17 protein-coding genes are annotated in these 12,723 nt (G+C 66.9%); 11 read left to right on the forward strand and 6 right to left on the reverse strand.

What is annotated here, in order from left to right:
• The 6 genes from CHB74_RS22310 to CHB74_RS20730 all read right to left on the reverse strand — a co-directional run.
• Positions 1-182 (reverse strand): hypothetical protein (locus CHB74_RS22310; protein ID WP_144033886.1); only part of this gene is annotated, 182 nt, incomplete at its 3' end.
• A complete protein-coding gene (gene mobC / locus CHB74_RS20710; protein WP_089221390.1) occupies positions 179-538 on the reverse strand; it encodes a plasmid mobilization relaxosome protein MobC in 360 nt (119 codons plus the stop codon). The genes CHB74_RS22310 and mobC, both read right to left, overlap by 4 nt.
• A complete protein-coding gene (locus CHB74_RS20715) occupies positions 472-2,385 on the reverse strand; it encodes a recombinase family protein (protein ID WP_245843125.1) in 1,914 nt (637 codons plus the stop codon). The genes mobC and CHB74_RS20715 overlap by 67 nt, the downstream gene beginning before the upstream one ends.
• Before the next feature lie 18 nt (positions 2,386-2,403).
• Positions 2,404-2,649, reverse strand: coding sequence for a hypothetical protein (locus CHB74_RS20720; RefSeq protein ID WP_048578310.1), 246 nt, complete (start codon positions 2,647-2,649; stop codon positions 2,404-2,406).
• Positions 2,650-2,731: 82 nt separating this feature from the next.
• Positions 2,732-3,154 carry a type II toxin-antitoxin system VapC family toxin gene (locus CHB74_RS20725; protein WP_089221391.1) on the reverse strand — a complete coding sequence of 141 codons (423 nt, stop codon included), beginning with the start codon at positions 3,152-3,154 and terminating at the stop codon, positions 2,732-2,734.
• Complete coding sequence (locus tag CHB74_RS20730) at positions 3,151-3,396, reverse strand: FitA-like ribbon-helix-helix domain-containing protein (RefSeq protein WP_179220953.1); 246 nt, start codon at positions 3,394-3,396, stop codon at positions 3,151-3,153. Before CHB74_RS20730 ends, CHB74_RS20725 begins: the two co-directional genes overlap by 4 nt.
• A gap of 462 nt (positions 3,397-3,858) precedes the next feature.
• On the opposite strand from CHB74_RS20730, the gene CHB74_RS20735 reads away from it, so the two are divergent.
• The 11 genes from CHB74_RS20735 (at position 3,859) to CHB74_RS20790 (ending at position 12,469) form a co-directional block, all read left to right on the forward strand.
• Positions 3,859-5,904 (forward strand): ParB/RepB/Spo0J family partition protein, encoded by a 2,046-nt coding sequence (locus CHB74_RS20735; protein ID WP_089221392.1) that lies wholly within the window; start codon positions 3,859-3,861, stop codon positions 5,902-5,904.
• Between the two features lie 671 nt (positions 5,905-6,575).
• A complete protein-coding gene (locus CHB74_RS20740) occupies positions 6,576-6,875 on the forward strand; it encodes a DUF736 domain-containing protein (protein ID WP_048578572.1) in 300 nt (99 codons plus the stop codon).
• Between the two features lie 293 nt (positions 6,876-7,168).
• Entirely contained in the window at positions 7,169-8,014 is an 846-nt protein-coding gene (locus CHB74_RS20750; protein ID WP_048578568.1) for a DUF932 domain-containing protein, read from the forward strand.
• A 522-nt stretch (positions 8,015-8,536) separates the two neighbouring features.
• Entirely contained in the window at positions 8,537-8,809 is a 273-nt protein-coding gene (locus CHB74_RS20755; protein WP_048578567.1) for a DNA -binding domain-containing protein, read from the forward strand.
• Positions 8,810-8,955: 146 nt separating this feature from the next.
• Positions 8,956-9,186 (forward strand): transcriptional regulator domain-containing protein, encoded by a 231-nt coding sequence (locus CHB74_RS22570; RefSeq protein ID WP_082166359.1) that lies wholly within the window; start codon positions 8,956-8,958, stop codon positions 9,184-9,186.
• Complete coding sequence (locus CHB74_RS20765; RefSeq protein ID WP_239659864.1) at positions 9,134-9,739, forward strand: DUF2285 domain-containing protein; 606 nt, start codon at positions 9,134-9,136, stop codon at positions 9,737-9,739. The genes CHB74_RS22570 and CHB74_RS20765 overlap by 53 nt, the downstream gene beginning before the upstream one ends.
• Before the next feature lie 130 nt (positions 9,740-9,869).
• Positions 9,870-10,136 carry a helix-turn-helix transcriptional regulator gene (locus CHB74_RS20770; RefSeq protein ID WP_048578566.1) on the forward strand — a complete coding sequence of 89 codons (267 nt, stop codon included), beginning with the start codon at positions 9,870-9,872 and terminating at the stop codon, positions 10,134-10,136.
• On the forward strand, positions 10,133-10,639 hold the full coding sequence (locus tag CHB74_RS20775; RefSeq protein ID WP_048578565.1) for a DUF2840 domain-containing protein: 507 nt from the start codon (positions 10,133-10,135) through the stop codon (positions 10,637-10,639). The genes CHB74_RS20770 and CHB74_RS20775 overlap by 4 nt, the downstream gene beginning before the upstream one ends.
• The gene (locus CHB74_RS20780) at positions 10,636-11,181 is read left to right on the forward strand and encodes a S26 family signal peptidase (RefSeq protein ID WP_048578564.1); all 546 of its coding nucleotides are present in this window, start codon (positions 10,636-10,638) and stop codon (positions 11,179-11,181) included. Before CHB74_RS20775 ends, CHB74_RS20780 begins: the two co-directional genes overlap by 4 nt.
• Positions 11,182-11,217: 36 nt before the next feature.
• Positions 11,218-11,553, forward strand: coding sequence for a DUF736 domain-containing protein (locus tag CHB74_RS22315; protein ID WP_082166358.1), 336 nt, complete (start codon positions 11,218-11,220; stop codon positions 11,551-11,553).
• Between the two features lie 190 nt (positions 11,554-11,743).
• Positions 11,744-12,469 (forward strand): lytic transglycosylase domain-containing protein, encoded by a 726-nt coding sequence (locus tag CHB74_RS20790; protein ID WP_204369931.1) that lies wholly within the window; start codon positions 11,744-11,746, stop codon positions 12,467-12,469.
• Positions 12,470-12,723 lie beyond the last annotated feature (254 nt).

Genomic DNA, 12,723 nt, shown 5'->3' on the forward strand with positions numbered 1-12,723 from the left:
CTTCGGGCTACGCCCTCACGCCACTCCCCCCGGCATGTAACACCGTGGCCTGGTTTTACGCCGCCGAATGGCCGACTTTTGCTCCGCCGTTGACACACCTCGACATGTTCATTTTCTTCGGTTTTCAGAAGATGCTGACCAAGCTGAACCGCACCGCTGCGCTGGGAGGCTTTCAGGATCATGGAGCTGCCTCCATGCCCAGAGCCTTAATCAGCAGGGCGCGAATCTCGGCAATGTCCCGTGACGCTTCTATGAGCGCGTCTTCGGCTTCGGGAGTGGCGGGCAACGTGCCGAGATTGGCTGCTCGTGCGAGTTGGTTGAGATTATTCGCGATCCGCGACTGCCCGAGTTTCCCCAGAACACGGAGCAGGGAATCGCGGTCGATCTTGCTTACCCGTTTCCTGCGCGGCGGCTCGTCGAGAAGACGGGAGCGGATATAGGCCCCGAGCGGCTGACCTTCTGCCTGTTCGGTCAGCCGTGCCCGTTCCTCGAACGAGAGGCGGAGCGAGAAAGGAGGATCGTATGGCTTTCGTGCCATCCCGCCCTCCGATCACGCCCTGCGGCGACGCCTCCGCGCAACCGCAGGACGGTCGCACGGGGCGTGCTCGTCCTCACCTTCAAGGCTATCGGGATCGAATGTCCGGCTGAGGCTGGTGTGCTGGAGAATCCTCTCCCAGCCTTCCAAAACCTCAAGGATTTGGTTTGTAAACACTTCGTCAGAGTGCGCCATTTCGGTTCAAAGGCACGAACGCCTAGCACCGCCGCCTCTACGCCAGAGGCGGCGGTTAGGGTTCGGAGCAGCTCGCTCCGTAGCCCACGGATGCGGACCTCCTTCCGGCTTACAACTTCAACCCGCTGCGCCACGGCGCGAACCTGATCGCGGGCGAACGTGCCGTCGCCATGCCGCAGCTTCTTTTTGAGGGCGGCCGCGAAGGCGCGCAGGCTCTCCGGCGTGATCGCCGGGCCGATCTTCACGATGTGGGCCAAGGCGCGCTCGGAATCACCCTTGGCCAGGTCGCGAGTCGCGGTCAGCTCGGCGATACGATCCTTGAGCGATGGATCACTCACGTCGATGACGCCGTTCTCGATCGCGTCGTAAAGGCGCTTGAGCTTCGCTTCTGCCTCGGTCGCGCGCCGTTCAAGGTCGGCGACATGCTCGCGGCGCTGGTTCACCCACTCGTCGCGGCGTTCGAGGATCTGATCCATCAGAGCTTCGAGCCGCGCCGGATCGAGGAGCCGCGCTTCCAGATGATCGACCACGGCCTCATTGAGCCGATCCATCGGCACGGTGATGCCGGGACAGCCGGTCGCACCCTGCCGCGCCTTCGTCGAGCAGGTGTAATAGCGATATTCCCGACCGACGCTGCTGGTGCCCGTGCGCAGCGTCATCGCACCGCCGCAGCACGCGCAGAAGCAGATGCCGGTGAGCAGCGTCGGGCCGCCCACCGCCATCGGCGGCATCATCTTCGGGCTGCGCGCCTTGAGCGAACGCTGGACGGCCTCGAACTCGCCTTCCGAGACGATCGCCGGCACTTCCATGACGGCGTGCTCGCTCTCCGGCTTGGGCGTCTTCGTCTTGTGGTCGCGGGTGTTGAAGCGGTGCTGGCCGATATAGGTCGTGCGGGTGAGCACCTGATGCACTGCGCCCAAGCCCCAGCGCCCACCATCGCGGGTGCGAATATTGTTCTCGTTGAGCCAGGTGGCGATCGACTTGAGACCCATCGGTCCCAGATTATCGACGCCGTTGAGCGCCATCCTGTAGATGCGCCGCACCGTCTCGGCCTGGATCGGGTCAATTTCGAGCTTCTTCTTGATTTTCGCGCCGCGCTCGCCGGCCGCGATCACGCGATAGCCGATCGGCGCGCGTGCGCCATTCCAAAAGCCTTGCCGGGCATTCTCCTTCATCGCCCGCAACGTGTGCTTACCGTTCTCCTTCGACTGATATTCGTCGAACAGCGTCATGATCTGGCGCATCATCACGCTCATCGGATCGTCACCCAAATCCTGCGTGATGGAGATCAGCCGAACGCCGTTCTTCGCCAACTTCCTGACGTAGAACTCGAACTGGAACTGATCGCGAAAGAAGCGCGAGAAGCTGTGAACGAGAATGACGTTGAACGCCGGTGGCTTGACCATCGCCGCGTCGATCATCGCTTGGAAGGCAGGCCGGCGATCATCGGTCGCGGTGTTGCCCGGCTCGACGAACTCGGCCGCGACCTCCCAGCCGCGCGACAGGCAATAGCCTTCGATCTGGCGGCGCTGATCGGGAATGGACAGGTCGCTATCAGCCTGCCGGCCGGTCGAAACGCGCAGGTAAAGGGCGGCGCGAGCGGTCGCGACGACTGGCGCCTCATCCTCGCGTCGTTGCAGGGCGGCGCTGGTCATGACGCTTTACTCCTCACTTCACGGCAGCGGCCCGAACAGCTTGTCCAGCTCCTGCCGCATGTGGCCTTCGATCGCGCGCAACTCGGCGTCGCCGATCGGAACTTGCTCCGGCCAATCGTCGGTAACGACGATCGGCCCTCCATCGTCGCGCGGCCGGCGCGAAGCCCGACGCGGTGCGACGCGGTTGGTGTAGTCGTGCAGATCATCCGGGCTTTCGGCCCAGCGGCGAGGCGTGCGGCGGCGGAGCTTGCGAGGAAGGGCCATCGCGGCAGGCTGCCGCGCGACCGCATCCCACGCAAAGCCTCTTGCGCGGCGAAGCGCAGATAGGGGCGCGCGGCGGCGGGCGTCATGCTTCGCCCCACGGATCGACGATTGTGATCCCACATTCGGCAAAGTCGCGCACATTACGAGTCGCCAGCCGCGCGCCGCGCGAGCGCACGATCGCCGCGATTTGCGCGTCAATCTGGCTGATCGGCTTGCCGCCCTGCTTCCGCCCGGCGGCGATCTCGGGATATGCAAGAGCGGCCTCGGTATCGAACGGCAGCACGCGCCCAGCCAGATCGACCTCGAACATCGGACGCGCAGCCGTCAGCAGATCATCGCGGCGGCGTCCCTCGGGAAGCAGCGCCAAGCCATAGAAGATTTCCGCCTGTGTCAGCGTCGTCGTGAACACGCCTGCCATCGGCTGCTCGGCGATCCACGCCATGACTCTCGGGTCAGGCTCACGCCGCATCAGCTCGGAAATGACGTTGGTGTCGAGGACGATCATTCGCCGAAGTCCACCGCCCGGATCGGCTCGCGGGGCAAGTCAGGCAGATCGACGCCGCCCAGCGCGCCGAAGCGTTCGTGAATGGCTTGGCCCAGGTTGCGAGGCCGTGGGATTTCGGTCGAGAGCGCCGAGCGCAGAATGTCGCGGGCTTCGTCTTCCATAGACCGGCCGTGCATCGCCGCGCGAAGGCGCAGACGATTTTTGATAGCATCGTCGATGTTTCGGATCGTCATGACCGCCATACGCGCCTCCATAAGTCACTGACTGCATATTAGTCGATGAGGCTGAAAAAAGCAAGGTCAGGGTTGGCGCCTCCCTGCGGGACCGCCGCTCTATCTCCGCTGCGCTCCGACCGAGCCCCGTTCCGGGTCTCGGCCCTGCCGGGTGACGGTCGGCATGGCGGGGCCGCGCTGACGCGCGCCCATCGGTCAATCCGCCCGGCGGATTGTAGTCCATCCAATCTACGGAGATCGGGCCAGGGCTACGCCGGCCCGATCGCGTCTGGTCGTTGCTCACTCCGTCGGTGGGGTGGGCGACGCTTCCCTTTAGGCCCGCCGCGCCGGGCCGCAACGCACGCGGGGCGCGCTTACCTCCTCTGCGTTCCGGCCCTTCGGGTGCTGCCCGGCTCCGCCGGCGGGCCTGCCGGTCCGCTTCTTCGCCGCCCACCCCATTCCGGGGTGAGTGTGGTTTTAAGGAGAAGTGTGATGAACGCTGTGACCGAAACCGCAGCCGCCGAGCCTGTGTCGGGCGTGGAAATCTCTCTGCCGCTCGCCAAGCTCAAGAAGTCCCCGCGCAATGCTCGCAAGGTGCCGCACGGGGAGGCCGCTATCGAGGCGCTGGCCGCTTCGATCCAGCACAAGGGGCTGATCCAGAACCTTGTCGTGGAGCCGGAGACCAAGGACGACGGGACGCCGACCGGCTACTATCTCGTCACCGCTGGCGAGGGCCGCAGGCTGGCGATGCTGGTGCGCGCCAAGCGCAAGCAGATCAAGAAATCGGAACCCGTGCGCTGCTGGCTGGACACAGCGAACGACCCGTCCGAGATCAGTCTGGACGAGAACGTCACCCGGACTCCGATGCACCCCGCCGACCAGTTCGAGCGGTTCCGCGAGTTGTCCGAGACGAAGGGCTATGGCGCGGAGGAAATCGGCGCACGGTTCGGCGTGTCGCCTTCTGTCGTGAAGCAGCGGCTTCGCCTTGGCGCGGTCTCGCCCAAGCTGTTGCAGGTCTATCGGGAGGACGGGCTTACGCTGGACCAGCTTATGGCCTTCGCCATCACCGAGGACCATGCCCGGCAGGAGCAAGTTTTCGAGGGCCTGCATCATAACCGCGAACCGTGGATCATCCGGCGCGACATGACCGCGAGCAATGTTCCCGCCACCGACCGGCGCGCGGTGTTCGTCGGGGCTGACGCCTATGTCGAGGCGGGCGGCAACATCATCCGCGACCTGTTCAGCGAGGATCGAGGCGGGTTCTTCGAGGATGCGGGCTTGCTCGACATTCTTGCCGTCGAGAAGCTGCGCGAGATTGCGAGCGAGGTCGAGGCCGAAGGCTGGAAATGGGCCGAGGCGCATATCGACTATCCCCACGCCCACGGGATGCGGCGCTTCTATCCGCAGTCGGTTCCCCTGTCCGAGGAGGATGAGGCGCGGCTGGACGCTTTGTCCACCGAACATGACGAGCTTGCCGAGGGCTATTCGTCCTACGACGAGATGCCCGAGGACGTGGCGGCGAAGCTGGAGGCCGTGTCGGACGAGATCGACGAGATTTCGGCCAAGCGTTCCGCCTACGACGCCAACGTGATCGCGCACGGCGGCGCGTTCGTCGTGCTTCATCATGACGGGACGGTCAGAGTCGAGCGCGGTTTCGTCCGTCCCGAGGATGAGGCGTTTGCCGATCCGCAGCCCGAGTCGGAAGCCGAAGGCGATGCGCCCGAACCGCAGGCGAGGGAAGATGAGCAGCCGGAGGACGGCGACGAGGACGTGCAGGACTTCGAGGACGAGGACGAGGAACCGGGCAAGCCGATTTCCGACAGCCTCACCCGCGACCTGTCCGCCCACCGGACGCTGGCCTTGCGGGTGGCGCTGGGCGAGCGGCCCGATCTGGCGCTGATCGCCTTGACCCATACGCTCACGGCGCAACTGTTCTATAGCTACGCCGAGGCCGGTTGCCTTGAGGTTCGTCCGACCGTGACGCCGCTTGGCAGCCATGCGGACGGGATCGAGGATACGCCGCTGGCCGCGAAGGCGAACGAGGCCCGCGATGCTTGGGCCGAGCGGATGCCGCGTGATGTGGCGGACCTATGGGGCTTCATCGTCGCGCTGGACGACGAGAAGCGGCTGGCGCTGCTGGCGCATTGCGCGTCCCGCACCGTCAACGCCCTGCGGCTGCCGTGGGACCGCAAGCCCCGGACGCTGCAAACCGCCGACCGGCTGGCGACTGCGCTGGCGCTAGACGTGGCGAAGGACTGGGCGCCGACCGTGGACAGCTACCTTGGCCGCGTCACCAAGGCGCATATCGTGGAGGCCGTCGCCGAAGGCGTGTCGGAGGACGCTGCCCGCCGTATCGCGGACATGAAGAAGCCGGACATGGCGCAAGCCGCCGAGCAGCTTCTGGCCGGGACCGGCTGGCTTCCCGCCGTGCTGCGGACGCCGAAAGCGGAGGCAGAGCAGCCCGCGACCGTCGAGGCCGAAGCGACCGAGCCGCAGGACGCGGACGAGCAAGACGCCTACGCCGTCGCCGCTGAATAGCGGCATTGGGCCGGGGCCGCGCAAGCGGTCCCGGCCTCCCTTCGGAACGGCCAAAAAAATCGCGGCCGCGCCCCTGATCGGGCGCGGCCGCTTGGCATCGTCGGCTTGGCGCTCCCTAGGCAGAGCGCTCGCGCGTGGCGGCTTTTTCAGAGAGGGCGTTGCGCGATTCCGCTTCGACAGGTGTTCACCGCTGCCGTGGGCGGGATCGACGTTGGCGATAAGCCCGCACCCGCGCGGTCGGATCTTCCACCGTGTGCTGAAACGCCGAGCCGTCCATCTCGGGCGGCGCGTTGCCGGATTGCCGCATCATGTCAGTGCGACAGAGTTCGGGCGCTGAGAGCGGACTCGGTTCGAGCTGGTCCTGCCGGATTTGCCGCATGGGTTCGGTCGTTCGGAGCCGCCATAGCTTTCCATCCTGCATCGGCGCGACCGCACGGCCTCTCGATTGGCTTGATCTAACCGGGGCCGGCTTCGCCTTGCTCGGCCTGGCGCAACGCCGCCGTGCGGCTTTTTTCCGCCGCCTTCGGCTTTGCATCGCGAAACAAAAAAGCCGCGTGTCGCCATCCTCCGCTGTGCTCCGGCCGCAAGCGGTGCGCGTCCAATCATCCCCGCTTCACCGATCGCCATCGAGGCCGCGGCAGTCGCGGTCCGAAAGCGAAAGGAACTTCGACATGGCGATCATCGGCACCTTCACCCAGGCGCACAACGGCACCTTCACCGGCACCATCACCACCGCGACTCTCAAACTCAAGGCGACTCTCCGCCCCATCGACATCGAAGGCGACAAGGCGCCCAACTACCGACTCCTGGTCGGGACGGTCGAATGCGGCGCAGGTTGGAAGAAGACCAGCCGCCAAGAGCGCGACTACATCTCCGTCAAGTTTGACGATCCGACCTTCCCGGCGCCGATCTACGCCACCCTGTCCGAGACCGACACCGCTGGCGAATACGCGCTCATCTGGTCTCGCTGACCCCCAACGGCGCCCCCGCTCCACCGGAGCGGGGGCGCCTTGTCATGCCTCTTCTGGCTCATGAGAGACGGACGGGCCGGAGGCCCGGCATCGTCTGTGAGGTGCTTGGGGCGCTGCCCCCAGCGCCCTTCGGAGCGGCTTCCGCCCAGCTTCCTCCACGCGCGAGCGCGTTCCGTGCAGCCGGTTCCCCGCGAAGCCGCCCACTCCGGTTGCACCCCCGGTCTCGCCGACGGGCAGGGTTTCAGCGCGGCGCTCCGCTGCGCGGAAACCCAAGCCCAAGGAAGGAAAGACCCATGAGCATCCATCACCTTGCTACCCGGTTCGGCCGCAACGCTCATCAGATCAGCGGGCGTGAGGCGCTCGATAACGAAGCGCTCTATCGGCACGTCCCGTCCATCTTCGCCCGCGAGGCGCACGACAGCCGTTCGGAGCGCTATGTCTATGTCCCGACCATCGACATCGTGGAAGGGCTGCGCCGGGAAGGATGGTTCCCGTTCTTCGCCGTCCAGTCGGTGCCGCGCGACGGCAGCCGCCACGGCCACGCCAAGCATATGCTGCGCCTGCGCCGGGATGACGGCATCGGTAAGCCCGAGGCCGCCGAGGTCATCATCGTCAATTCGCACGATGGCACGTCCGCCTATCAGATGTTCGCCGGGATGCTGCGCTTCGTTTGCACCAACAGCATGATCGCGGGCGAGCGGTTCGAGGAGGTCCGCGTGCCGCACAAGGGCAACATTCAGGACGACATCATCGAAGGCGTTCACACCGTCGCCGAGGACTTCCCCCGCCTTATCGACGCCAGCGAGAGCATGAAGGCGGTTAGGCTGTCAGATGACGAGCGACGGTTGCTCGGCGAGGTCAGCTTGGTTGCCCGCTACGGCGAGGACGAAAGCCCCCTGCGGCCCGAGCAGATCGTCGAGCCACGCCGCCGCGAGGACACCGACCGCAGCCTGTGGACGACGTTCAACGTCATTCAGGAGAACGTCATTCGGGGCGGATTGGATGGCCGCAAGCGCAATGGCGAGGGCCGTATCCGCCGCAGCCAGACCCGCGCGATCAACGGCATCGACCAGAACGTGACGCTCAATCGCGCGCTCTGGACGCTGGCCGAGGGGATGCAGCGGCTCAAGACCGCCTGACCGCCGAACGCCGCAGGGCTGGAGCTTCCGGCCCTGCGGCTTCGCCATTTTCGCGCCGATCCGCCACGCCGGATCGGCGGCGTCCGCGCGTCCCTGAGGTCCGCGCGGACGCCATCGCGCTCGCCGGCCTGTCGCCCGGCTCGCGCTAGGTGGTGGTCAAATCCGCCGCTTCATTCTATGACGAGGCCAGGCCGCTACGCGGCGGCCTGGGGTGTGGAAACCCCACGTTTAGCGGTTCGGCGCCGGCCGTGACGGCGCCGCCATCCTTGACCACATGGTCGGGGAGCCTGTGACGTATACAACAGGCTTCCGGGCTAAAGGTCACAGGAACCGACTAAACGCGGTTTTCCAACTCCCCGACTACGGGTCCAGGAGCTGTTTGCGGGGGCGCACCGCAAACCAGCAGCTCACATGAGATTGGTCGGCCGGTGCAGATTCTGCTTGCAACTATGTCCAATCAGCGGATCGAAGTTGATCCGCGACGATCGTATTGGTTAACGCGCGCGAATACTCGGGGGCATCATGGGCGCATGTAGATTCTATGACCGCGCGCCCGCTTGCGCGCAGCTCACCAGCTACGATGAAGGCCATCTGGCGTCGTATCTGTTGCTGCTCGACGCCGAGGCTGACGGAGCGGATTGGCGGGATGCAGCCGCCGCCGTGTTCGAGATCGACGTGGCCGCCGAGCCGGATCGCGCCCGGACCATGCACGAAACCCACCTTGCTCGCGCGCGGTGGATGACGGAGGTTGGCTACGCGCACCTTCTCGGCAGCGAGCGCCCGCTAGACCGTTAAGATTCCATCCGTTTTGGTGTCGTTTCATTGCTGCGGCGACGGCGCCGCCGGCATCGTTCGGCGCGATGTTCGCGCTATCGCGGCGACGGCGCGCACCGCCATGTTCGCCTCTCAAAATGCGCGCATAGCGCGATAGAGAGGATGCAATGCCGACGCCGCCTGGGCGTCGCCCGCGTCGCGCCGGCGGACTGCCGCACGCGCTCGGGCGCGCCGATATAGCCGCCGAGTTTCTGCGGCGGAACCGCACTTACCGCGCCGAACACGCGCAGATGCAGCAAAGCATCGCGAACGGCGCCGTCGCGCAGAAAGCCGCCGAGGCGGCCTTTGCGCGGCGATGGGGGTTATCCTTTCGCCACGGCGCCGGACGACCTGTCTGAGCCGGTTGCGTGGCGACCGGAGCTGACCGCCGTAGCACTCATCCTCGACTTCGCGCCGGACGGATTCAAGGCGGCCGCCCCGGTCGATCCGCGCGCGCTCGGCGCGCTGCTCGCCGATCAGGCCGGCATCGACGGACGCCATGTCATCGTCGCCGATGCCGCCGGTGAGCATCGGCTGTGGCTGCGCGATCCGCAGCCCGGCCGGCCGCTCGCCGCCGTGATCCCACTCGACAAGGACTTCATCACGCGCATCGCGAGCCTGTTGCGCTTCCACCGCCGGCTGCTCGGTCGCGCGTCAGGTCCGTTGCCGCGCGGCTGGCCGTTGACCGCCTATCGGCTGGCGCGGCTCGACCTGATGCTCCGCGCGCTCGACCTGCGCGACGAGGGCGCGACTTACCGCGAGATCGCGACCGCCTTGGGCCGCGACGATGCCGCCCGGCTATCCGCGAGCGACTGGAAAATGTCGGCGTCGCGGTCATTCGTGGTGCGCCTGGTCCGCGATGGCATCGCCATGATGAACGGCGACTACCGCAAGCTGCTACGCATCCGTTGATCCGAGCGCCCCCAGCGACACCCTTCAGGGGGTGGTCGCATCCGTGCAGCCGCACATCTTCATACCCCACCCCGCCGCCCCTGTTCTGACAACTACGCCTCCTGCCGCCACCGCCCGCAGGAGCCGTCACTTGTCCGATACGCCCACCAATCTCCCGCCCCGCTTCCTGCGCACGCCGGAAGCCGCGCGGTTTCTCGGCCTCTCGGGCCGAACCCTGGAGAAGCATCGCTATTTCGGGACCGGCCCCGCCTACCGCCGCATCGGTGGCCGGGTGGTCTATTCGGTCGACGACCTGCGCGCCTGGGCCGACATCGGCATCAAGCATTCGACCTCCGATCCGGGCCAGAACGACCTCATGCCGCGCGCGGACTCGGCCATCGCCCGGAGCCGGCGATGACCGTGCCGCCGTCACCCATGCGCCACCGCCAGCCGTCCGACGACGGCATGACCCGTGTCGAGTTGACGTGGATCGAGAAGCGGATCGAGCATTGGATCAGGTTCGGCCGCGTCACCGTCGATGAGATCGTCGATCGACGCCGCCGCATCGTCCGCTTCCGCCCCAGCGCCATCTTCGCCTTCGTCCGCTGGGCGGCGAACGACTATGGCACGGTCAGCTCGCGCATCGACATCGTGCGCGCGGTCGGCGTGAACGAGCCGTTCACGACGCTGCCGTTCGTGCGGCCGGGCGGCGACATCCTGCTCAATATCGAGGGCTGGCCCAAGGTCAGCCAGGTGCTCGCCGCGATCGACGGGGCCGAGGCCGCCGGCATCGATCCGTGCGACGCCGCGCCCGACCATTGGCGTCATGTTCATAACCGCATCGCCGCCGGCCAGCCGCCGCGCCTCTACACGATGGAGCGCCATCGCGCCTGGCTCAAGCGCCGGGAGATCGAGCGATGACCCGCCGTGGATGGGCCATTGCGACGGCCTCCGCCGCGTCGCTGTTCGGCATATCGTTCGCCACTATCGCGGTGTTCGATCCGATCCCGCGCGTCGTCTGGAATGCCAGCGCCAGCGCGCCGATCGGGCTCTACCGGATCGAGCCGCTTCCCGATGCGCCGCTCGGCGCGCTGGTCGCCGTGACGCCGCCACCGGTGCTGGCGCGCTGGCTGGCGGAGCGCGGCTATCTGGGTGAGCGCGTCCCGCTGTTGAAGCATGTCGCGGCGCGGCCGGGACAGATCGTTTGCCGGATCGGCGCCGTCGTGAGCGTCGATGCACGGCCCGTCGTCATCGCCCTTGAGCGTGACGGCCGCAGCCGTCCGCTGCCGTTCTGGCAAGGCTGCCGCACGCTGCGCGCCGGCGAGCTGCTGATGCTCAACCCCGACCACGCAGACAGCATGGACGGCCGCTATTTCGGGCCGCTGCCGGCTTCGACCGTGCTCGGCCGAGCCGTCCCGATCGTCACCCGCGACACCCCGACCGCGCCGCTCCTCTGGCGCTGACCCGCTTCCCCGCCTGCCAACCCAAAGGAGATCATCATGCAGATCGGCAGCTTCTTCCGCACCACCAACGGTTACGAAGGCATCATCGAGACGGCAACGCTCGACATCCGTATCTCGATCGTTCCGGCCGATCAGAGCGACGCCGACAAGGCGCCGGACTGGCGCGTTCACCGCGGCGACGATGGCGAAGGCCCGGAGATCGGCGCCGGATGGAACGAGACCGGCGAGCGCGCGGGGGATTACGTCTCGCTGCGCATCGACGATCCCGCCTTCGCGCAGCCGCTTCGCGCCGCGCTGTTCCAGAGCACCAGCGACAAATCGGCGTGGTCGCTGCGCTGGAACCGCCAGCCGAAGTCGCGCGAGCAGGACTGATCCCGTGCGGCTCTTCATCATCCCTTTGTTCGCGGGAAAGCCGTCTCATCCCTTCGTCCCGCTCGGTCGCAGGCCGGCCGGGGCGCACAGCGAAGGTCAAGGGCGGCCGAAGGCCGGCGCTCCGCGCGCACCCTTGAGCGTAGCGAGCACGCTGGCAGGCTGCTGGCGGAGCGGAGTCGGAGCAGCGGCGATGCTTGCCGTCGTCTTGCTGTCCGGCGGCGCTTTGTCTTCCCCGGCGATGGCGCAGGACATGCCGCCCGCACGATCTGCGGCCGTCCATCCTTACGCGGTCCATGTCGCCGAGGCCGCGCGGCGGTTCGGCATCCCCGAAGCGTGGATATGGGCGGTGATGCGCGTCGAGAGCGGCGGCAATTCCCGCGCCGTCTCGCGCGCCGGGGCGATGGGCTTGATGCAGATCATGCCCGCGACCTGGGCGGGGCTGCGCATCCGCTACGGCCTCGGCCCCGATCCGTTCGATGTGCGCGACAACATCATGGCGGGTGCGGCCTACCTGCGCGAGATGCACGACCGCTACGGCAACGCCAGCGCGATGCTGGCGGCCTACAATGCAGGACCGGGCCGCTACGACGACTTCGTTTCGCGCGGCCGTCCGCTGCCTGCCGAGACGGTCGGCTATCTCGCCCAGCTCGCGCCGATTACCGGCACGGCGGGCGCGGTGGAGGTGACGGCGACTACAACGCCTGATCCCTTCGCATGGCGTCGTGCGGCGCTGTTCGTCCGCACCGCCAGCGCCGCTTCGGAAGCCGTCGCCGGACACTCGAATGGCGAAGAAGCTGAGTCCGATCTGCCGGCCGACCCGCTTACATCCGGCGACGTTCGCGCTGCCGATCCGTCCGTCAATCAGCCACGCGACACGCTGTTCGTCTCCCGCGCCCGCGCGGGCCGACCGCAATGATCGCCAGGTCGCTTCCCGCATCCGTCCGAAGCAGCAAGGTGTCTGGGGAGGAAGACAACGGTAGGGAGAGACGAGGGCAAGATACAAGGCCCGCCCCGTTTCGCCGAAAAGCCAAGGCTTTTCCGTGGCTTCACGCGGGGGCATCGGTCGGCGCGCGTGCCGCGCGGAAGGGAAAAGCCAGCAAAAACAACGCCTCGAATGGCACCATAGGCCATTTCCGGCCGAAAACGGCCCGGCCGTGAGCGAAGACAGCG

Source organism: Edaphosphingomonas laterariae (assembly GCF_900188165.1).
Taxonomy (GTDB): domain Bacteria; phylum Pseudomonadota; class Alphaproteobacteria; order Sphingomonadales; family Sphingomonadaceae; genus Sphingomonas_E; species Sphingomonas_E laterariae.